The organism is Candidatus Dojkabacteria bacterium, assembly GCA_016927995.1.
GTDB lineage: Bacteria > Patescibacteriota > Dojkabacteria > JAFGLO01 > JAFGLO01 > JAFGLO01.
Genome location: JAFGLO010000011.1, coordinates 45,058 through 64,843, shown reverse-complemented (window position 1 = coordinate 64,843; position 19,786 = coordinate 45,058). Strand labels below are relative to the sequence as shown.

Here is a 19,786-nt window from a genome sequence, read left to right as displayed (position 1 = left end):
GGGTTCGTCGGTGGGAGTAATGGTTAACTCTTTCTGTCCGCTGTAATCATTGTTATTACAGCTCTTGCAAGTTGCGTAAGGTTATACCGCAACTTCCGACGGCAGGTTGTTCCTTAATTTTGATAGGGTTCTTTGGTATAATTGGTTGCTCTTTTTAAGTCCCAGGTGGTGGAATTTCAGCCAGAGGCTGATTCGCCTTTGGCGAAGGTAGACATAAACGTTTAAACCACACTGGGAATGTACTGATCTTTAAAATGCCCAGGTGGTGGAATTGGTAGACACGCAGCGTTGAGGTCGCTGTGCCTTTAATAAAGGTGTGGAGGTTCAAGTCCTCTCCTGGGCAGTTTTGTCTTGATCCTCTTTGAATTGTGTGGAGGTTCCGTTTCTTCTTCCTCTCGACTGCCGTCGAGATCATTCTTTTGCAGTGCAAAAGTTCAGGGCTTAGCGGTTAGCCCTGCTCCTGGGCATTTTTGTCTTGATCCTCTTTTGATTGTGTGGAGGTTCCGTTTCTTCTTCCTCTCGACTGCCGTCGAGATATTTCTTTTGCAAGCAAAAGTTCAGGGCTTAGCGGTTAGCCCTGCTCCTGGGCAGTTTGCTCCCAGATGTTTACTGGTCATAGTCCTTATATTTCGATATAATACTTATAGGAGGTTAGATAAAAAATGGATGTTGATTTCTCAACCCTAGATAAACCCGAAATATTAATAACCGCAGGAGGTTCGGGTGGGCATGTAACAGTAGCTTTAGCCGTAATCGACGAGCTTAAAAAGCTTGGTGCAAAAGTAGAGAAAATGTTATTTGTAGGGAGTAATCTAACCGCAGGAGGCGATAGAATATCGGGTAGTGTAGAGCAAAAAATGGTTAGCAAAACGGACATTCCCTTTTTAGTAATACGATCGGGCAAGCTTCAGCGCAGTTTTTCATTACAAAGTATAGGGCTGTTGTTTTCAACTATTGGCGGTTTTATTGATTCATTCAAACTATTTCTAAAAGTAAAACCCAAATTAATTGTTTCTTTTGGAGGTTATGTGACACTTCCAGTATGTATAGTCGCAAAATTTTTTGGAATTCCCATAATTTTACATGAGCAAACAGCCGCAATTGGGCTTACAAACAACGTTGTAGCAAAATTCGCAAAGGAGATATTTGTAAATTTTAGAAGTTCAATCCAATATTTTGACGAATCAAAAGCAACTCACGTTGGGAACCCTCTTCGGACAGTTATTTTCTCCGACAGACTTCCATTATCCGAATTAACTAACCCACTCAAAAGACTATCAAGCCGACAACCCGAACTCCCACTAGTTTATATAACAGGTGGTGGTCAAGGTTCTCATATGTTTAACCAATTTGTAACTAATAATCTCAAACCTTTACTCGAAAAATATCGAGTTATTCTACAAACAGGAAGTAACGAGATTTGTTATGCAGACATGATTTCAATTAAAAAGAAAATTTTAAAGCTTCCTATAAAATTACAACGGAGAATTTTGGTAACCGACATGATTTTTGACGAGATAGGCTATGTATACGCAAATAGTGATGTTGTTGTCTCCCGTGGAGGTGCAGGTTCGGTAACAGAGTTTGGTGCATTAAAAAAACGATCAATAATTATCCCTATAAAATGGGTAACGCATAATGAGCAGTATAAGAATGCTAAGATACTAAGTGATATAGGGCTTGCCAAAATTCTTGATGAAGATAATCTCACATTAACGACATTTTTCATGGCGATTGATGAAGCACTAAAGCTTGATCTACCATCCGATGAACTCTTACGAAATATGTTTCCGGTTGATGCTGCATATAAAATGGCAAAGAATATCGTTGAGAAATACCAGTTAACGTAAATCATGTTTCCTGTTATAATATAGTATGGCTACAAACGACAGAAAAAAAATTGCAAGCGGACAGATAAATCTTAAGACCGACGATAATTCCGCCAAATCTGCCACTACAAAGGCTGTAGGATCAAATTTAACAACACCGATACCTCAAACGCACGTAAATATTTCAGGGAATGTACAGCCATCACAATCAAGTGTTCCACAAACTCAGCAGCCTTTAAATACCTCGAATCTAGGTCCTTATAATAATCCGCAGCCGATATATGGAAATCCGGACTGGGGAGTTTCACCAATGAGTAATACCCCTTGGCAAAATAACGGAGCTTCTGTTCAGCAGAACAAGCCCATGACTATGGATGAAAAGGTTGACGTGATTAAAAAAATGTATCTGGAAGTTTTGGGTAGAGAGGCCGAAACAAAAGACATAAACTATCATAAGTATGGAATTGTTGATGAAGATACCATGCGCAGAAAGCTAACTCAAACAAATGAACATAACGATCTTGTTCAAAAAGGTAGGGAGTTTCAGAAAATTAAGGAATTATATGATTCCACGCTTGCCAAAAATAAAATGTATGAGGCGAAAATTCGTGATCATATTGATGAGTTTAAAAAGCTCCAGGAGATGCTCGACGAGAAAAACAGATATATTCAGGGACTGAGAATTACTCCTACTACAACTGTATTGCAAGATACAACCCAGGCCGAAGTACCTACAGTAATGACATCACAGGCTACAATTGATACCAGTAATCATCCGTCTTCCATTAAAAACGAATCATTAATTCAGGGAATTATCGACTTTATTAAATCGCTTTTCAATTTTTAAGTTTAGCAGGACAATCTGTTGATCACAAAACAACTCCTCGGCTTAAGGGTAAAGGCTGCGCGAGAGATGCGTAATTTAACACAAAATGAACTGGCTTTACTTGTTGGTGTAGATACAAAAAGTATAAGTAATTATGAACGTGGCGTCGCATATCCGTCCATACAGACACTCATACTTATATCAAAGGCCGTAAAATATCCAATGGAATATTTCGTATCAGTTGAGAAAAACAACACTGCATTTGCAAGGCTTTTAATAATTGAACAACGGTTGTCCGAGCTGATAACAGACTTAAAGGATATAAAGCAGGTTCTAAAGTAATCCTGTCATAGAATTCCGAAGGATTTCTTATTACTCGTCAAACGGATCCAATACAAGTACCTTGTATTCAAACCAAACAGTCGTTATATCAAGATTTCTTAGCTGTTCTTCCTTTTCGTTGTATATTTGATCATATTGCTGACTCTGTGTATAGTTTTCCTGAGCAACTGCCTCATAAAAGTTGGCATATGCTACTGCCGTTTCTTTTGATATTGTTACATACTGACCAATGTTTACAAACTTTACCATATATGTTTCTTCTGCAACCAAGAGTGCTGTTGCAAGTTCATCTAAAAGGCTTGTACAGTTAATCATTTGTCTCGAGATTTCTAAATCTGACAGAGAAAAGTCTATTCCGGAAATACAATTATCAAATCTACCTTCTAGTCGTCTAAGATTAAAGTAGTCCAGCTTGGCATATAATAGTTCATAATGATTTTGCAAGGAATCATAAACAGCTTTGTCTGCCAAATACGTACTGTTAAGTGTTTCCAGCATATTGGATGGAAGTTTTAGTGAGATAAGGTTCTGGTCGATCTCAACAATTTTGGAAAGGTTTTCATCGATAGTTAGGGTGTTATTTATATACTCATCAAGTCGTTCGTATAATACTTCAAAGTCGTTCTCGGTTCCGGCAGATATTAATTGTGAAAGCTCGTTGTTTCTGTATTTTAATGTATCATTTTCTTGTGTAATTTGGTTTCGATCCTTGGTAAGCGTATTGTATTCTTTTGTATCGTAGAGCCCCGGAATTGCTATTAAAAATGCATCTTTATCGGTAGAAATCATGTAAATCACGATGGCTAAAAGTCCAATTATTAAAACCCAAAACACAATAAGAATGGTTTTGACTATTTTTTGCTTTTGAGCTTTTGTAAGTGGCTTTTTAGGTTCTTTGGTTGGAGTTTGCCGTTTACTCGGATTTTGTTTGCTCTGTGTCTTGACTACTGTCTCCTTTTTCATGAAGTTTTTTATAAAATGATTCTATTTCCTCTCTATTTGTGACATCTTTATAGCGAGGATCGTTTAATACCCAGTTACGTATAGTGGAAAACACTTTCTTTCCGTATTTTCGTATGCCGATTACCACAAGCACTATAACAAATACAATCGCTAAATACATAAGAATTTGGTACAAAAGAAACGTTGAAGCGGTTTCCCGGACTACAAGGTTTTTATTGAGTGTAACAGTAATCGTTGTACTGTCGCCATAATTTACATCATATCCGAAGATAATGATATCAACAGTAACATCGTATGATCCTTCGCGTTTTGGTTGTAATTGAATTGTCTTTTTATAGGTTTTATCTTTTTCTATCGGAACCCAGATTTTGTCATTTTTCGGGGTAAGTCCGGAATAATCCGACACTGTTAAATATCCTTTAATTCCACTGATTTTTGAAGTATAGGTGACCTCGACAGGAATTGATTTGTTTACAGGCGACTGGGTTTTAACAACGGCTGAGATTTCGATGTGTCCATGTGCCGTGTCAACGTAGGTAACTTCTTGATTCTCATCTATGGTGTCCTTTGATTCCGCAAATACGCAAGGTGTCTGAAAAAACGGTGCTATAGGGTTGACAATTAAGCAAGTTAGTAAAAAAGCAATTAAGCAAGTTAACAATTTAGCAATCAGGCCCCTTTTTTTTTGTTTAATCATTTTTTGAACCAAATCCAAGTAATGGGTCGTAAGGGGTTTGTGTTTTTTCCCCTTTATTCTTATTAAAATATTTTACCACCCTTTCAAAAACAAGAACACCCGCACTGCCTATGCACGCGGTGACAAGTATAGCAATTAGAATATTTATTGGTTTTTGTTCGACAAGTATGCTGTATGTGTGTGTTTGACCGGTAAAATCATCGGCAGTGTATGTTACAAGTACTTCGTGAAGTTTAGAAAATGTTCCTTTAGTTGAATTAATTGTTATCGGAATTGTAATACTTTGACCCGGAAAAAGTAATGGAATAACATTCGTATCATCTGAAAATTCAAATAATAGTCCTTCTGTAGACAAGATTGATATCTCTAGATTCTTAAATAGTGTATTTCCATTATTTCGGACGGACAATGTTGCCGTATGTGAAACACCGGCTTGTACGGATTCAGGAAAGTTTACAGTAAGGTACAAGTTAGAATTTGTTGTAAAGTTTTGGTAGCCAATAGAAACAAAATTTGTCTCAAGATTTCTCCAGGAATAACTTTGGTCGTATAATTGTTGAGTATTATAAATTACAATTCTATCTAACAAATTGACGTCGAAACCGGAGATCCCGCTTTGGATTTCCATGAAAGGATCGACAACTTTGGGAATATCGGTTACATATACTGTAAGCCAGGAATAGTTTACGCCAATAGGCTCCGAAACATAGTAAGGATACAAAAAACCATAAGAAATATAGGCAGGATAATCAAATGCAGAGTATACGAAAAGCAGCATTTCCAAAAGCTCCCGCTGAGTAAAAATATGTAGTTCGTCTTTTAAGAATAATTCAATATTTGTGCCGGGATCTTTCTCTAGTCCTGTTTGAGCGTTGATTTCGCCCTCCGATATAATCTTTTGGTAAAATTTTTGAATTAGATCTAATGAAGTATCTGAATTCGGAAAATACGTTTCCAGGAGTAATCTTAATCTTGTTAACTCTTCGATATCAAGTGCTGCAACCGTTGGCACTTTACATTTTGATACACTGCTAGTAAGTTGTACCTGTCCACTGTATTGAATAATCTGTTTCGAGTAAGGATTTAAAACAACATTTAGCTTATTATTTTCATATATATCTGTACTAATTGAACTTGGTGTCGGCGCAAAAAAGTTTACAATATTTTTCTGGGTACAGCTTTCTATTGGAATATAGGTATTTAGATTGTTTACCTGAGCCGAATTATTTTCAACGTCCATAACAAGGTTTAGTGTGTATATCTGAGAACTTCCAATAAGAATAAATGGATTTGTTGACTTGATGTTATTTAAGTAGACTTCTGTTAGTTCGTTTGTATTTGTGGTTGTACATTCTGTAGAACAATAAAGTAGATTTCCAATGTTTGAAGGATACCTAACAAGTACAGATGTTATTGTTGTGTTCTCTGTATTAAATACTGGGACCAATAATTTATATATACCTCCAATTGACTCAAGCCCCGCAGGAACCGTATAAGAGACGTTAATTGCATAACTTCCGCCTGGATTTAATCGAATATTCGGAAGGCTGATTGTTATCAATGTGTTGTCGTCGTTTTCTTTTATTGAATAGTCAAGTGCTTCCCCTCCGGCTGACACTGCGGCAAAATTAGTAAATGTTTTTTCTGTAAACGCCAAGTTATATTCACGAAGCAATGATACTCCTTCCGTAATAAAGAATGATGTTTGCATGGAAATATTTATATCGCCGGCTTCTTTAACATCAACGGTTATACTCATTTGCTTTTGAATTCCCGACGAGGCAAAGACAGGAGTGGTAAACAGTGAAATAGTGAAGTAACAAAGCAGTGAAATAGTAAAACCCCTAAGTAGGGACATGTCTTTGACTTGTCTTTTAAACCATTGAAACAGAGACATGTCTTTGACTTGTCTTTTAAACCATTGAAACAGGGAAATGTCTCTACTTTGCTTTTTAGAACATGTCGTCGATAACAAATTCATCAATTCCAAGAACAAATCTTAACTTCGGATCAAGGTCTTTGCACATTAGACAGTTAAATATATCTGGAATTGTAAGACATTTATTGAAAAAAGTCGATGTTAACTTAATCGAGGAGATCTCTTTAGGTTTTGACACATCTCTAAAGTACGGATTAATAACCTTTTCCGGTTTGCTGTTTTTATAAATTACATAATAAGCTGCGCCCTTGTGGTTATCAAATACAGGTTCCTCGACAGAATCTTTTGCCGTTATTTTGTGAAATACAAGTGGAGATAGTTGTGAATTTACGACAGTATATCCCATATTAGGTGGAACAACGAAGCACTGTCCGACCTTTACCTTTACTATATAGACAGAGCCGGTCTTAAAGGTAAATTCAGCCTTGTCAAAGAAGCTGTTGTGTAAAATTATGAATGCAGATCCATACATAACCTGAATCAAGGTGGAATACTTTCCGGTAGCTCTTCTTCCGGTGGTTTTTGCGTATTCTATTCCTAAAAGGGTCCCATGTAACATGATGATTTCGTTTTTTAAAGAATTCTGAACCAGAGACAAGGAATTTTCATTAACGCTTAACGAATATCTTGTGCCGATTGTTTCCGGATACATAAGCTCACTGTTAATTGTTTGAGTGTTTATTTCGGAAAGTACGATGTCAGAAAGTTTTGTAACCTCGTAATCGCCTCCGGAAAAGATTTTGTTTCGTTCGAACCAGATTGGAATTCCAAAGTATTTTTCCAGAAGGATGCGTTTATTCATTGTTATTTGGTGTGGTAGGGGTGAATGCTTTAAGTAACTCTATTAAAAATAATGCTAAGAGAATGTAGACGATCATTGCAATAAATGCATTTAGGTCGATTGTAAAGACTGAAAGGCTAACCTGGCTTGCTCCCAAGATTCCGTTAAAAGGCATAATAAAAGGCTCGGTGATCATTGTAATCCATGACACAAACACGTTTCCGGAGTTCGCACCTATAAATACCAAGACAAACTTTATGGCTATTAGAGTTTCTATTGCCAAAAGAATTGAGTAGAGGATTTTTATTATTACTCTAAATACCATGTGTTTAAAAGCTATTTGATCATTGAACAACGAATCGCTCTATGATAGCATATGGCATACCTTAAGTTCAACCAAATTTACAAAATGGATAGTGTGCTTGCTGTAAAAGAAGCTGCCTTTAAAAAAGTCCTTTCGGCAAAAAATAGTGAAACAGTAAAGCAGCTTGAAAGTTTCTTCTTTGGACCTAAGGGTGAAGTCACTATACTTCTTAAAAAAATTAAAGAGATTAATCCCGAAAAACGTACCGAATTTGGTAAGCAAGTTAACGAGATTAAAACAGAGCTTATTAATCTTATCGAGTCTAAAAAGTTGTCATTACGTAAGAAAGAGATTGAAGAAAGCATAAAAAATGATCTTATTGATCCAACGGCTCCTTTCGATATTAATTCAAAAGAAAAGCCTGAATATATATCACGTAGCGGATCGTATCATCCTGTAAAAGTTGACTCCGAAAAGATGTTTAGAATACTCGAATCAATGGGTTATATTGTTGAAGAACATCGACTTTTAGATGATGATTATCATGTTTTTGAAGCCCTAAACATTCCTAAGGGGCATCCTGCACGCGAGCTTTGGGATACATTCTGGACCGACGAAGGATTTATTCCTACAACTCATACCAGTAGCATGCAAATTAGGGTTATGCAAAAGTATAAGCACTTGTTGGACAAGGGTGAACCTATTGCTGTTGTTATTCCTGGTCGTTGTTTTAGAAATGAGGCCACCGATGCTACTCATGGTCATACCTTTTATCAGATTGAAATGGTTTATATTGGTAAAGATATTTCTATTGGCGATATGATTGGCACAATGAAAGCATTTTTGGAAAAGTTTTTTGACAAAGAAGATATTAAAGTTCAGGTACAACCCAGCTACTTTCCTTTTGTTGAACCCGGACTACAATTTATGAACGAATGCGTATTTTGTAACGGAATAGGGTGTGGAATTTGTAAGTATTCCGGTTGGATCGAACTTATGGGTTGTGGGTATATTCATCCCAAAGTTTTAGAAAACGCAGGCATTGATTCTAAAAAATACACCGGATTTGCGTTTGGTCCTGGTATTGGGCGTATTGTTATGCTTAAAAACGGCATTAAAGACCTAAGACACTTTTACAAGGGTGACCTAAGATTTTTGGAACAGTTTTAGGCAACCACGCACATAATGCCGTTTTGAGCACCTTCATTATCTTAACTTCTCATAGTAAGCTTGTGTGCAGAAGAAGAATAACCTGAAATAAGATTAGCCATAAATGTTCGACTGTTGTTTGCAAGTGGAGTGTATTCAGTACTTCTATTCTTAACAGCCGTGGCAATATCATTCATGGTTTTGATAAATAAATCATATCGTTCTTTATATTGATCAGCATCCTCTCTTTGAGTAGCGTCGCCATTGGATAATTTTCTCCAATAAAGGTAACTTGTATGTGCAAAAGTTGTGGCAACAACAAAATCAAGTACCATTTTTGTTATACCTCTTCTGTCAATCCCAGAAACACAATTATATCTTATAACCAAGCGATCAATTAAGCCATCTATACCATCAGTTGCCTTATGTATGACATAGTTGACAAAGGACCCTGCCTCCACATCAAGGGTGTTGGCAAGGAATGTATTGACAGGCTCTATCATTTCGGTTCCTATATACGATAGTGAGATTTGATCAATCACACAAGTTGAACCACAGTTCAATGTATTAAAGTGCGTAACCACAACTTCCTCGAGACCGCTTAATTGGTAGCCACCATCCAGTCCTATGGAATAACCAAATGTAGTTATAGCCGTAAATGCATTGGTTAAAGGGTTTTCGGCTACAGCACGCTTTAGCTCATCGGAAACAGGTTTTGTTTCGCTTACGCCGTGACTTACCTCGTGCTTTATAACATGTGTAAGTAATCTTGTAAGGAAATTGTCTTTTTCAGTTTCAGTTGAAAATCCTTCCATCTGTGTGGTAAATGTTGGAGCGTCACGATTAATTACTATAACTCTAAGATTAGTTAGTAATTTTGCATCGCTTTCTTCTAAAAAGCTGCTTTCATATCCATCCGGAATTATTATCCCATCTTCTCTCGCAAGAGCTATATATTCATCCCTGTTAACAAATTTTACATTAATAGCATTTATTTCACTTGAAAGAGAAGGCAATATTTGCCACGGTTCGGTTTTTGCTATAAGTTCTGCCCTTTGTACGGGTGAAGACTCGGGAGAAGGTGTTACGACTGTTTCAACTTTTGTGGGGACAGCAGTTCCATTGACGACTATTGTGGGTTCATAATTCCCACTACCACCAAAGGTACAACAGGTAAGTCCCACAAAAGTTGCTAAAATTCCAACAATTTTTAATAAATCTCTTCTTGATCGTTCCGTAGGAGAAGTAAGCATTCCTATTGAGGCCAGTGCTGAGGCTTCCAATGGATTAGGAGTCCTTACTCCTATTTGGTTAAATATAGCTTGTGCAAATTCTGAATCTCCATCGAAAGGAACAACGTTGTTCTCCTCTGTAACAACTTGAAGATCACCTTGAGGAGATCTTACAATGGTAAAATTCTGACTATCTTTTTCAACAATAATACTCCAGCAGTTTGGATCTTGAGGGTCAATAGACCCTCTAGTCACCATGATACTGTTCGGATCTTCGATTCCCTCACGCAAACCTTGTACATTAACTACAGAAACTAAACGAGAATTTTCCCCAAGGCAACTTATAACACTTTCTTTTTCGGCTCTGATAAACTCTTCGATCACTATAGATGTTTGGTCAGCTTATCTATTGAAAGTGTATTATACCATAGATCGTCTTGTTTGTAACGTCATCAAAGGTTGGGGCATAATATACTCGTACGAGTAGTTTTACCTTTAGAGACGTGGTCTCTGTAATAAGTACTCAATCTATAGCTGTCGGTTGTTCTTCGAAAACTCTACTCGATTTCGCTTAACAAAACAAATTGAAACATCGGGCGAAGTCGAGATTGAAGAAAATCTTTGGCAGGAATTATCCAAATTTTCTAAACCGTAGTACAATAAAGCATGAAAAATCATGCATTCATAGACAGCCAAAACCTATACATAGGAACAAAAGCCGATAAATGGGAATTAGACTACGGAAAATTTAGACTGTACCTCCGTAACAAATATAACGTTAAAACAGCATTTTTATTCATAGGCTATATAGAATCAAACGCAAAACTGTATAAAGAACTACAAGAATTGGGATATATCCTTATCTTTAAGAAAGTCCTAGAAATAAAAAAGGCTGACAAGATAACCTACAAAGGAAATGTTGACGCAGAGCTGGTTTTACACACAATGATGGAAAAAGACAACTATGATAAAGCTGTAATAGTATCGGGTGATGGTGACTTTTACTGTCTTGTAGAGTACCTAGCAGAGAATAAAAAGCTGGCAAAAGTAATTGCACCCAATAGAAAATACTCATCCCTTCTTAAAAAATATAGTAAGTATATTGTGTCTTTGGGTGAGTTAAAGGAAAAACTTAGGAAAGGGAAGTAGCCGCTTTTTTAAAAAAAGAGAGGAATTCCCGCATGGATCGAGGTCCATTTTGGTAGTCCTCTCATCGTGATAATCCATTATAGCAGATTCCAATAAGTAACGTAAAGCTTTCCTTCTATTCTGGCAAAATAGAATATAACAATTATGATAAAGCCGTCATTATTTCGGGTGATGGGGATTTCTTTTGTTTAATTGAATACTTGGAGAGGAAAAACAAACTAAAAAATATAATCACTCCAAACGAGAAATATTCCTCATTGTTAAAAAAGTATTCACCATACTTGATTTCCTTGGCAAGGTTAAAGGATAAGTTGAAAAGAAAAAAGGGGCATTCCCGCATGGAATAAAATCCATTTTGGTAGTCCCCTTATCATAAACATTTAATTATAACAATTATTATTGACTAATTCAATCTCGTATTCTGGCAAAACGACAGATTCCGCCATTTCTTTTCGGTCATGCCGTCGCGTAAAATTAAAGCATGGATAACTATGCTTTTATCGATAGCCAGAATTTATACCTAGGAATTATGTCTACTGGATGGAAAATTGATTACCCGAGATTCCGACTATATCTAAAAAATAAATACAATGTATCAATGGCTTTTATGTTTATCGGACAGTTACCTAATAATCAAAAACTCTATACAACATTACAGTTGGCAGGATTCATTCTGGTATTTAAACCCACCGTACGATATTTCGCTGACAAAAGAGAGGCGGTTAAAGGAAATGTCGATGCAGAGTTAGTTTTACATGCAGCAGCAATTGAATACAACAATTATAAAAAAGCTGTAATAGTAAGTGGTGATGGAGATTTTTCTTGTCTTATCCAATATCTGAAGGAGAAAGGGAAATTACTCAAAGTACTTACACCAAATCATAAGTACTCTTGCCTGCCAAGAAAGTATGACACGTACATAATTAGGTTGGATAAACAGGTAGGGTCGTTTGGCTATAAAAAGAAAAAACCAGGACTGGCGGTCGGTCGAAACCTTAGGCACCCCTGGTTATGATGATAACTAATTATAGCCGATGATAGCCATGATAGTCAATCATCTATTCTGGCAAAATGACAGATTCAATAGTATAATCATTAGTAACGTTGTTTTTTGTTCGTCTAGTTGCACTTTCACCGGCATAGCTTCCGCCAGAGGCGGACAAGTTCGCTATGACCGACAGATTATTATTGGGGCCGGCATAGCTCAGTTGGTAGAGCGGCGGTATCGTAAACCGTAGGTCATCGGTTCAATTCCGATTGCCGGCTAATATCCATTACGAACTCAGTTTCTGTTTCAGTTGATTGCCATCGACTTTGCGTAGCTCGCCAAGGATGCTCGCTCAATTCCGATTGCCGGCTTATTACTATTAATTACTTGAACCGATTCCGTTTCTTATTAAATTCTTCCCGTACATTAGATTCGGGAAAGATAGCGTGCAAGAGGTAGCACGCTGAGTTCGATTCTCACTGCTGGCTAATCAAAAAATACGTCTAGATATATGAACTAGGAATAAGATAGAAACACGTCCCGACCGATCCTGTCGGATTTAATTACCATTTAATCCCTACTGTTTACTGCTTACTGTTTACTACTTACCGTATACCCGGTTTCGGAATACAAGAAGTTTAAAAGTTCAACAACAGCGTCTTTGGTTTCCTGATAAAGCTCAGTATTAGCCTCGGCAGTAGCTCGTGATTGATTTGTTAGCTCGGTAAGGGCAAGGTTATAATCAGCATTATCATCTGCCTCGAAAAGTTTGTAAAAAATTCCACTTTCGCGCTCAACCTCGATGTCACCATCAAGGCTTATCGACGAAATCTCAACATCCGGAAAATCAATGATTATTGTTTTTTCCGTGTTATCTACTGCAATATTATCTTCGGTAAGTTTAGACAGATCAATTCCCAGGTCAATTCTCATTGGAGCTGTAGCTACAACCTGGTGTCCCCACCAGAAGTTTGACCACGCAGATCCTTGGTCTATTTTTATTGTTATTTCCTCTTCAATATATAATGACTTGGTTACCAATATTCCTTTTGTAGAAACTCGTTCAATTATAGAAAGTGCCGTTACCGATTGTACGGAATCCTTCTCGAAAAATTTCTTATATAGGAAACCTCCCAAAACCATAGATCCAGAAATAAGAACAAGTCCGACTATTAGATAGATACCTACCTTTGCCATTGTTTTTTGCATGTTAGTAGCTGTCAATTTAATCTTTAATTATAACATGATAAGAACACGTAGGTCGACAGGGAATTATAAAAGTAAAACAGTGAACAATACCCTGGAAGAACAGGTGTGATCAGAGATTCGCCTTAGCAAGAAAATATTATATGCAAGGGGCTCTCTGAGAACACGCAGGTCGACAGGGAATTAAGTTAATAAAAATAGCTTATTTATTAATAATCAATCTGCTACAGAACGAAACCCTATGGACGTCCGACAAACCATACTTTCTGATAGCCTCAATATGCTGCATTGTTCCATACCCTTTGTGCTTAGCAAACCCATATTCGGGATAGGTCGAGTCGAGTTTCACAATTAACCGATCCCTTATGACTTTTGCAATGATAGAAGCCGCCGCAATACAGTAAATATCACGATCACCCTTGTCAAACGATTTATATTCAAAAGGAAAATTTCGAAGATAACTACCGTCGATAAGTGCAAGATTTGGCTTAGGATTTAGGGAGTAGTATGCATCTACAACAGACTCACGAACTGCATGAACAATTCCACGTTCATCAATAAACTGGTTATCTCGCATTGCATAACCCCAGGCGGATGCAGTTTTAGTAATTTTCTCAAAAATCTTTTCCCGCTGAAGTTCAGATAATGTCTTACTATCTCTTACTTCCTGAATATATTGATTTTCATGTTTTATTACAACGATTCCAACAACAACGGGACCCGCCAATGGTCCACGACCGGCTTCATCAATTCCGGCAATTAATGCCTCGGGTTGAGTTTTCCAAATTTTTTGTTCTTTTTCCAAGACGGGGTAAATCATTACTCAATAATGTCTAAAATCTCTTGATGATCTTTAAGTTTAAAGTCGGGAATAATATCTTCGTTGTTATTATACACGCTTGCATCCACAGGAGGTTCATAGGTTCCGGCTTTCATACCAACAAGTTGAGCTCCACGTATATCGTTTTTATAGTCATTCCCAACCATAACTGCATGTGCAGGATCGCATTTCAGTTGAGATAACGCAAGAGTGAAAATTGCGCTAAACGGTTTCTCGAAGATGACTTCTTCTGAGGCGACAAGTTCATCAACATATTCCAGAAGCTTTGCCGCTTTAACTTTACGAATCCTAAGTGAAAGACTCCCGTCGGAAACTATTGCTATCTTGATCTTGCGATCACGTAGCGTTTTCAATGTCTTTATGACATTGGGATATATATCAATGTTATTAAAAAAATAGTCCCAATACATATCTTCAACATCGGGAAGCAATGACAAATCATAGTTATCGAGTACTTCATCCAATGCCATTCTAAATACCAAAATTCTACTGTGTCTTGTGTGAACTGTTGGGAAATTTTTGTGAACGATAAGATGTTTAGTCTGGACAAGCTTAAAAAAATCTTCGTGGTTAAGTTTGTATTTCTCGGATAAAAATCTTGTGGCAAACTCTAGTGCTTTATCATAAATTTTACTGGACTTTATTAGAGTATCATCGAGATCATACAAAACGCTTTTTACTTTCATTTCTTTGGAATATTTAATATTTTAGACTTAGTCAGTATACAAGAAGCCATTAATTTAGTGAAGCAGTAACACCGTTATGTAACAAGTAATAAATGAAAGTCTTAAGGACAAACGGGTGGGTAAAACCCAACGCCTTAACCTCCGAACGCTGAAACGGTATTAATAACAAGGGATTGGGCAATAAAGTAAACCCCAGTGATAACAACGGTAGAAACCAATGCAAACAAAACTGCCTGAATCGCTGTTGATAAAGTGAAGAATGGTTTTATTATTTTTTGAACTGCAGGCTTCATATCGGTTTTTCTAATCTTGTTTAAGCGCCGGATTATAACAAATAGATTAAGTTAATTTCAAGCGTTAACAAAAGTCTACAAGTCATATGTAAACCTTACAGTTTTAATGGTTCTTAAGTTACTGCTTATTGACTGATGACAGCAGTAGCCAAAGCCGTCTCTAGCTGTGTGTAATCACTAGCCGTTGGATTAAAGGTAATGGTATATATATATTCTTTGTAAGTACCTCCGAGGAAATAAGAAATCCCGGTAGACTGAAGATTATAAGTTATAGGCAGACCAGACTCTCGTCCCTCGCTAAAATATTGGTCTCCCTTTATACTATCCATTCTATAGACACCAGAGGTTCTTCTAATTCTATAACCCAGAAAACTTGTTTCTGTCTGATACGAAATAAACTCAAGCGCAGCAGGTTCTCCAGTACATGACGCGGTAAAGAAGTCAACATAACTTTGATATGATGCCGGATTATAGTCAGAAAAAGCCTTGTATGTCCCAAAATCGCTACACTCATTTCCACCCCATCCCAATGCTTCTGGAGCATAAAGACCAAAAACCTTTGTACCGGCAGCATTATACAGATTGAATTCAATAAGTCCGACGTCACCGTAGGTTGGTCTTTCGTGGATTTCTTCGGCATTCCACGCAGTAGGTATAGTTATTGTTATGTAGTCACCAACAAAAGTTTTAGTTGTAGGGGCAACTGGTTGCTCTGAAGTATTACTTGAGGTTGTTGTATTATTACTTGTATTTGCGGTTGCGGTAGATGCGGTAGCCGTCGATGTGGTACTTCCTTTTTCCGAATCTTCGGTTTCATTTGTAGCTTCTTCTTCATTAACTTCAGTTTCATTGTTATCAGTTTCTGAATCCGGCTCCGACTGAAGTATCGAACGTCTCTTCTTTCTTCTCTGTAGAGCCAGTATTACTATTAGCATTGATAATTGCGGTTGTTGTAAAATAACCCCCTGCAGATACTAATGTAACCGTAGAAATTATAATACCTATTCTTAAGGCTTTTGAAAGCCCCATAAATGCTTTTATGCCATTTTGTATAAATTGAATTTTCATCTTGCACCAATCAAGTTAACTGTGGAATATTATATCACCGTTGTAATTTTGTTTCAAAATTGATACTACCCAAAAGTCCTCAAAAAAGGTAACGTGTACTAAATTAAGCCGGTATTGTATTATTAGACATGAGCAAATTTACATATCACGAACTATACAAAAAACTAAAAGGCTTAAAAACTATTAATGCCTTTCCGAATGAGTTTGAATTACCACGCGTAATCGACTTTAACTCTGATTTTTGGAATACGGCGGTTAGAGCATACAAACACACAAGGGCCGATGATCACGAGCGAGCCTTCATGGTGTTTTTTGCCGATGGTGAGCTTGTAACTACCGAACTAATGCGAGGGGGTAAAACCTATGTTCAGTCAAAAACAGATGTTAGCGTTGTATATAATTCCTCACACAAACCCGAGTACTACGAAAGGGTTGTAACTGTTGGCGGGAAAACTTATTCAAAACGGCTTGTTTACTATAAAGATGCCCCCAAAATAGTTGAAGTCATGTATCTTTTTAATGTTCATACGCATCCGATGAGTAGTGAAGGAGTAAAGCAGTCAAGTACTCCAAATAGCACAGACGGCACGAATACTTATACGTTTTCCGTAACCGATATTAACTCTTTTTACAACTCGGGCGCGGTAATGACAGGACTTATAACTAACGAACTTTGGCTTTTGTTTAGAACAAAAGAGTCAAAAATGCCAATTAGCAACCTAACCGATGCACAGCTAACGGTGGAATTTATAACCCGCGAGCTTAAATATGTTATGTTTAAGGGGCGGCTTAAGGGGAGAGTAGTAAAGGTGGAGTAATTGCTTATGAAGAGAGAATCTGCTACCATCCATCATGACCGCAAAAGATAATACGAAATACAAACTGTTCTGGATACTTACAGATAATTAAATACAATCATAGTTATTCTAGTGCCTGTAATAACTATGATCACAGCGGAAAGAAAAGGACTGACTCTATAACCCACCAACAACTAAGGATGAAAGTGCCGAAAGTGGGATTTGAACCCACACACCCGGTAAAGGGCACCGGCTCCTAAGGCCGGCGTGTCTACCAAATTCCACCATTTCGGCGTTAACATAAGTCAACATACGAATTTTATCATATTCCTTATTCTCATTGTAGGGACAGGTTTAAACCGACACGAAGACATCCCCAAGAATTCATACAAAGGCACTTTTTTATTCATGTTTGGGTTTAAACGTATCCCCCATTTTTAAATGTATTATCCAACAATGTGTTCGAAATTGGGGTGCGGGTCTAAACCCACCCCTACTTGCGAGATAAAACAATCGCTGTTACAATTCCGTTACTTAAATCAAACCTAAGTTGCTAATGTACACCCCGAAATACTACATAACAAACAAGGTTTTACATCATATTGTCAATTTTGAAATTGCCTTTAAGGAAATAACTAACCTTCCACTTCCAGCAAGACAGAAAAAACAGCTTTACGAGCAAAAACGTACCGAAAACCTTTTCTATGTGGGAAAACTTATTGGACTTAATATTACAATGAAAGATGCAGAAAAAGTATTTAAGGGTAAAGAAATTAACGTACTTAAAGAGCCAAAAGTTGTACTTGTAAATTATCGAAACGCAATTGAATTTATAAAACAAGTTAAAAGAGACAGATACATGAGCTTTTCGGCGGCCACAATTGTTCATCTTAATAAACTCTTGACAAACAACTGGGTTGATTCCTGGAATGGTGGTAGATATCGTAACCAAGGTGAAAGCCCCGTATCAAATTACGATCGCTGGGAATCTTATCACAACAAAGAGCTATCACAAATAAATATCCAAAACCACCTAAACGATCTTTTTTCCTGGGTTACTGAAACAAGGTTTTTGGTGCATCCTTTAATAAAAACAGCTGTTACCGTATTTGAGCTTTTTCAGTATGCTCCGTTTCTTGCGGCCAACCAGCTTACAACTCTTGCTACCGTTGAACTTTTATTTTCTGAGCTTAATATATGGCAGAACGGACTTATTCCAACAAGTCTTCACTTTTATACGTACGAAGAGGAATACTTTGAGGCGTTAATTGCAAGCAGAGAATCCAATGATCTTACCTCATGGATAGAAAGATTTGTACGTGGAGTATCTATGGATATTCAGAACCTTAATAATCAAATGATCCAAATTGAAAAGGAAAAGGTTCAGAACAAACGTAAAATGTTATTAGGGCTTAACTCTCGACAACTTAGAGCTCTTACTTATCTTAAACGAAAATTGAAAATAACACGAAAAGAATATACAGATATGATGGGAGTTTCTTTTATGACAGCCTTTCGGGACCTTACGGAAATGTCTGAACGCAAGCTAATTAACCAATATGGTCACGGTCGCTCGACCTATTACACAATGAGCTCGAAAGAAGAAATGGCAAAAAATATTGATTTTGAAGAAGAACGATTCAAAAAAATGGGAACAGTTACCGACGAGTAAATTATTCTCCTGATATCCCTACGGTTAGAAAGTCAGAACACATACTTTTTCAAGTTCTCGTGTATTTGTCTAATTAGGATATATGCGTGTCTTAATGATTTTCAGTATTGTTGCCTTATCTGCTGACTTTCTTCCCATACGGATATTTCGGAGAACAGCTTACTACTCAAACTTTCGCGTAAAATCTATGTCTTCAACAACAACTTTCGTGCCGGCACGACCAATGTCCCGTTCTGATGTCCTTGCAAAATCCCTATAGCCAATAATTCTTTGTTTACGTTCGGCCGGAAGTCTTGTTCCGCACATACCCGGTCCATTTATGCATCCGCCCTTACAGGTTAATATGTCAAGAAATTTATACTTTTCGTAGAATCCATTCTTGAAACCATTTAAGACCTGAGTTATCTCTCTAATTCCGTCAGTCACAAGAATGTCTTTATCATCAAGAATTTTGCTGTAGTGTAAGGTCTCCGATAATCCTCCGGAAATTGGATAAATCTTTGTATAGTCATTGTAAAATTTATTGAATGTTTGCTTGTGTTCTTCTTTAATAACAGGTTTTACTTGGTCAAGTATTTCAAGCAGTTCTTTAAAAGTTATTGACAGATCGACTGTTCCTATTTCTTTTGCTTCGAATTTTTTGGTTATGCATGGTCCGACAAAAACTTTTTTATATCCGGGAAAAAACTTATTACATATTAAAGCCATTGCACCCATAGGGGAATGTATAGGAACCAGATTCCTAACAAGATGCGGATATTTTGTACGAATTAATTGCACTAAAGTTGGGCAGGGTGATGCAATCCATGTTCGACTGTCACTGTCCGACTTTAATATTTCGTAATAGCCGTGATTTATCATTTTTGCGCCGAAGGTAAGTTCCACGACATTGTCGAACCCCAATGCTCTAAGTGTATATATAATGTCGGGATAATCAAACTCTGCCACAAAGGAAGGTGCCAACAAACAAAGTACTTTCGAATCCTTTGAAATCAAACTAATCAGGTCCTGTTTTACGTCCATC

The 19,786-nt window shown here is 37.1% G+C and carries 22 protein-coding genes and 3 tRNA genes; 11 read left to right on the top strand and 14 right to left on the bottom strand.

What is annotated here, in order from left to right:
* The first annotated feature begins 256 nt into the window (after positions 1 to 256).
* The 4 genes from JW962_03135 (at position 257) to JW962_03120 (ending at position 2,997) form a co-directional block, all read left to right on the top strand.
* A tRNA-Leu gene (locus tag JW962_03135) sits at positions 257 to 343 on the top strand.
* 319 nt (positions 344 to 662) lie between these two features.
* Complete coding sequence (locus tag JW962_03130) at positions 663 to 1,850, top strand: UDP-N-acetylglucosamine--N-acetylmuramyl-(pentapeptide) pyrophosphoryl-undecaprenol N-acetylglucosamine transferase (GenBank protein MBN1374298.1); 1,188 nt, start codon at positions 663 to 665, stop codon at positions 1,848 to 1,850.
* Between the two features lie 25 nt (positions 1,851 to 1,875).
* Positions 1,876 to 2,676, top strand: a complete 801-nt coding sequence (locus tag JW962_03125) for a hypothetical protein (protein MBN1374297.1) — start codon at positions 1,876 to 1,878, stop codon at positions 2,674 to 2,676.
* A gap of 66 nt (positions 2,677 to 2,742) precedes the next feature.
* Positions 2,743 to 2,997: a helix-turn-helix transcriptional regulator gene (locus JW962_03120; protein ID MBN1374296.1), complete on the top strand. Its 255-nt coding sequence runs from the start codon at positions 2,743 to 2,745 to the stop codon at positions 2,995 to 2,997.
* A gap of 30 nt (positions 2,998 to 3,027) precedes the next feature.
* On the opposite strand, the gene JW962_03115 is transcribed toward JW962_03120, so the two are convergent.
* The 5 genes from JW962_03115 to JW962_03095 form a co-directional block, all read right to left on the bottom strand.
* The gene (locus tag JW962_03115; GenBank protein MBN1374295.1) at positions 3,028 to 3,960 is read right to left on the bottom strand and encodes a hypothetical protein; all 933 of its coding nucleotides are present in this window, start codon (positions 3,958 to 3,960) and stop codon (positions 3,028 to 3,030) included.
* A complete protein-coding gene (locus JW962_03110; protein ID MBN1374294.1) occupies positions 3,911 to 4,657 on the bottom strand; it encodes a hypothetical protein in 747 nt (248 codons plus the stop codon). Before JW962_03110 ends, JW962_03115 begins: the two co-directional genes overlap by 50 nt.
* Positions 4,650 to 6,515 carry a hypothetical protein gene (locus JW962_03105; GenBank protein MBN1374293.1) on the bottom strand — a complete coding sequence of 622 codons (1,866 nt, stop codon included), beginning with the start codon at positions 6,513 to 6,515 and terminating at the stop codon, positions 4,650 to 4,652. The genes JW962_03110 and JW962_03105 overlap by 8 nt, the downstream gene beginning before the upstream one ends.
* Positions 6,516 to 6,609: 94 nt before the next feature.
* On the bottom strand, positions 6,610 to 7,398 hold the full coding sequence (locus JW962_03100) for a hypothetical protein (protein ID MBN1374292.1): 789 nt from the start codon (positions 7,396 to 7,398) through the stop codon (positions 6,610 to 6,612).
* Positions 7,391 to 7,702 carry a YggT family protein gene (locus tag JW962_03095; protein MBN1374291.1) on the bottom strand — a complete coding sequence of 104 codons (312 nt, stop codon included), beginning with the start codon at positions 7,700 to 7,702 and terminating at the stop codon, positions 7,391 to 7,393. Before JW962_03095 ends, JW962_03100 begins: the two co-directional genes overlap by 8 nt.
* Before the next feature lie 51 nt (positions 7,703 to 7,753).
* Between JW962_03095 and pheS the strand changes: the two genes are divergently transcribed.
* Positions 7,754 to 8,851: a phenylalanine--tRNA ligase subunit alpha gene (gene pheS / locus JW962_03090; GenBank protein ID MBN1374290.1), complete on the top strand. Its 1,098-nt coding sequence runs from the start codon at positions 7,754 to 7,756 to the stop codon at positions 8,849 to 8,851.
* Between the two features lie 41 nt (positions 8,852 to 8,892).
* Here pheS and JW962_03085 read toward each other — a convergent pair whose 3' ends face one another.
* On the bottom strand, positions 8,893 to 10,446 hold the full coding sequence (locus tag JW962_03085; GenBank protein MBN1374289.1) for a hypothetical protein: 1,554 nt from the start codon (positions 10,444 to 10,446) through the stop codon (positions 8,893 to 8,895).
* Positions 10,447 to 10,728: 282 nt separating this feature from the next.
* On the opposite strand from JW962_03085, the gene JW962_03080 reads away from it, so the two are divergent.
* The 4 genes from JW962_03080 (at position 10,729) to JW962_03065 (ending at position 12,477) form a co-directional block, all read left to right on the top strand.
* The gene (locus JW962_03080; GenBank protein ID MBN1374288.1) at positions 10,729 to 11,211 is read left to right on the top strand and encodes an NYN domain-containing protein; all 483 of its coding nucleotides are present in this window, start codon (positions 10,729 to 10,731) and stop codon (positions 11,209 to 11,211) included.
* An 86-nt stretch (positions 11,212 to 11,297) separates the two neighbouring features.
* Positions 11,298 to 11,558 (top strand): NYN domain-containing protein, encoded by a 261-nt coding sequence (locus JW962_03075; protein ID MBN1374287.1) that lies wholly within the window; start codon positions 11,298 to 11,300, stop codon positions 11,556 to 11,558.
* Between the two features lie 134 nt (positions 11,559 to 11,692).
* On the top strand, positions 11,693 to 12,226 hold the full coding sequence (locus JW962_03070) for an NYN domain-containing protein (protein ID MBN1374286.1): 534 nt from the start codon (positions 11,693 to 11,695) through the stop codon (positions 12,224 to 12,226).
* 178 nt (positions 12,227 to 12,404) lie between these two features.
* Positions 12,405 to 12,477 (top strand) — tRNA-Thr (locus tag JW962_03065).
* A 313-nt stretch (positions 12,478 to 12,790) separates the two neighbouring features.
* Here the strand turns inward: JW962_03065 and JW962_03060 are convergent.
* The 6 genes from JW962_03060 to JW962_03035 all read right to left on the bottom strand — a co-directional run bounded on the left by JW962_03060 (position 12,791) and on the right by JW962_03035 (position 16,293).
* Positions 12,791 to 13,408 (bottom strand): DUF4230 domain-containing protein, encoded by a 618-nt coding sequence (locus tag JW962_03060; GenBank protein ID MBN1374285.1) that lies wholly within the window; start codon positions 13,406 to 13,408, stop codon positions 12,791 to 12,793.
* 199 nt (positions 13,409 to 13,607) lie between these two features.
* Positions 13,608 to 14,210, bottom strand: a complete 603-nt coding sequence (locus JW962_03055) for a ribonuclease HII (GenBank protein MBN1374284.1) — start codon at positions 14,208 to 14,210, stop codon at positions 13,608 to 13,610.
* 14 nt (positions 14,211 to 14,224) lie between these two features.
* Positions 14,225 to 14,932, bottom strand: a complete 708-nt coding sequence (locus JW962_03050; protein MBN1374283.1) for an HAD family hydrolase — start codon at positions 14,930 to 14,932, stop codon at positions 14,225 to 14,227.
* A 134-nt stretch (positions 14,933 to 15,066) separates the two neighbouring features.
* Positions 15,067 to 15,225, bottom strand: coding sequence for a hypothetical protein (locus tag JW962_03045; protein ID MBN1374282.1), 159 nt, complete (start codon positions 15,223 to 15,225; stop codon positions 15,067 to 15,069).
* A 125-nt stretch (positions 15,226 to 15,350) separates the two neighbouring features.
* Positions 15,351 to 16,160: a hypothetical protein gene (locus JW962_03040; protein MBN1374281.1), complete on the bottom strand. Its 810-nt coding sequence runs from the start codon at positions 16,158 to 16,160 to the stop codon at positions 15,351 to 15,353.
* On the bottom strand, positions 16,081 to 16,293 hold the full coding sequence (locus JW962_03035; protein ID MBN1374280.1) for a hypothetical protein: 213 nt from the start codon (positions 16,291 to 16,293) through the stop codon (positions 16,081 to 16,083). The genes JW962_03040 and JW962_03035 overlap by 80 nt, the downstream gene beginning before the upstream one ends.
* Positions 16,294 to 16,421: 128 nt before the next feature.
* Between JW962_03035 and JW962_03030 the strand changes: the two genes are divergently transcribed.
* Entirely contained in the window at positions 16,422 to 17,111 is a 690-nt protein-coding gene (locus tag JW962_03030; GenBank protein MBN1374279.1) for a hypothetical protein, read from the top strand.
* A 186-nt stretch (positions 17,112 to 17,297) separates the two neighbouring features.
* On the opposite strand, the gene JW962_03025 is transcribed toward JW962_03030, so the two are convergent.
* Positions 17,298 to 17,384: transfer RNA gene (locus JW962_03025), tRNA-Leu, on the bottom strand.
* A 262-nt stretch (positions 17,385 to 17,646) separates the two neighbouring features.
* On the opposite strand from JW962_03025, the gene JW962_03020 reads away from it, so the two are divergent.
* The gene (locus JW962_03020) at positions 17,647 to 18,762 is read left to right on the top strand and encodes a hypothetical protein (protein MBN1374278.1); all 1,116 of its coding nucleotides are present in this window, start codon (positions 17,647 to 17,649) and stop codon (positions 18,760 to 18,762) included.
* Between the two features lie 162 nt (positions 18,763 to 18,924).
* Here JW962_03020 and JW962_03015 read toward each other — a convergent pair whose 3' ends face one another.
* Complete coding sequence (locus JW962_03015; protein ID MBN1374277.1) at positions 18,925 to 19,785, bottom strand: hypothetical protein; 861 nt, start codon at positions 19,783 to 19,785, stop codon at positions 18,925 to 18,927.
* Position 19,786 lies beyond the last annotated feature (1 nt).

Excerpts from the sequence above, each read along its gene's own strand:
- JW962_03015 (MBN1374277.1), bottom strand. The coding sequence starts at position 19,785 with ATGGACGTAAAACAGGACCTGATTAGTTTGATTTCAAAGGATTCGAAA.
- JW962_03095 (MBN1374291.1), bottom strand. The coding sequence starts at position 7,702 with ATGGTATTTAGAGTAATAATAAAAATCCTCTACTCAATTCTTTTGGCA.
- JW962_03035 (MBN1374280.1), bottom strand. The coding sequence starts at position 16,293 with ATGAAAATTCAATTTATACAAAATGGCATAAAAGCATTTATGGGGCTT.
- JW962_03050 (MBN1374283.1), bottom strand. The coding sequence starts at position 14,932 with ATGAAAGTAAAAAGCGTTTTGTATGATCTCGATGATACTCTAATAAAG.
- JW962_03110 (MBN1374294.1), bottom strand. The coding sequence starts at position 4,657 with ATGATTAAACAAAAAAAAAGGGGCCTGATTGCTAAATTGTTAACTTGC.
- JW962_03070 (MBN1374286.1), top strand. The coding sequence starts at position 11,693 with ATGGATAACTATGCTTTTATCGATAGCCAGAATTTATACCTAGGAATT.
- JW962_03045 (MBN1374282.1), bottom strand. The coding sequence starts at position 15,225 with ATGAAGCCTGCAGTTCAAAAAATAATAAAACCATTCTTCACTTTATCA.
- JW962_03115 (MBN1374295.1), bottom strand. The coding sequence starts at position 3,960 with ATGAAAAAGGAGACAGTAGTCAAGACACAGAGCAAACAAAATCCGAGT.
- JW962_03120 (MBN1374296.1), top strand. The coding sequence starts at position 2,743 with ATGCGTAATTTAACACAAAATGAACTGGCTTTACTTGTTGGTGTAGAT.
- JW962_03100 (MBN1374292.1), bottom strand. The coding sequence starts at position 7,398 with ATGAATAAACGCATCCTTCTGGAAAAATACTTTGGAATTCCAATCTGG.
- JW962_03040 (MBN1374281.1), bottom strand. The coding sequence starts at position 16,160 with ATGCTAATAGTAATACTGGCTCTACAGAGAAGAAAGAAGAGACGTTCG.
- JW962_03125 (MBN1374297.1), top strand. The coding sequence starts at position 1,876 with ATGGCTACAAACGACAGAAAAAAAATTGCAAGCGGACAGATAAATCTT.
- JW962_03105 (MBN1374293.1), bottom strand. The coding sequence starts at position 6,515 with ATGTCCCTACTTAGGGGTTTTACTATTTCACTGCTTTGTTACTTCACT.
- pheS (MBN1374290.1), top strand. The coding sequence starts at position 7,754 with ATGGCATACCTTAAGTTCAACCAAATTTACAAAATGGATAGTGTGCTT.
- JW962_03060 (MBN1374285.1), bottom strand. The coding sequence starts at position 13,408 with ATGCAAAAAACAATGGCAAAGGTAGGTATCTATCTAATAGTCGGACTT.
- JW962_03030 (MBN1374279.1), top strand. The coding sequence starts at position 16,422 with ATGAGCAAATTTACATATCACGAACTATACAAAAAACTAAAAGGCTTA.
- JW962_03130 (MBN1374298.1), top strand. The coding sequence starts at position 663 with ATGGATGTTGATTTCTCAACCCTAGATAAACCCGAAATATTAATAACC.
- JW962_03020 (MBN1374278.1), top strand. The coding sequence starts at position 17,647 with ATGTACACCCCGAAATACTACATAACAAACAAGGTTTTACATCATATT.
- JW962_03080 (MBN1374288.1), top strand. The coding sequence starts at position 10,729 with ATGAAAAATCATGCATTCATAGACAGCCAAAACCTATACATAGGAACA.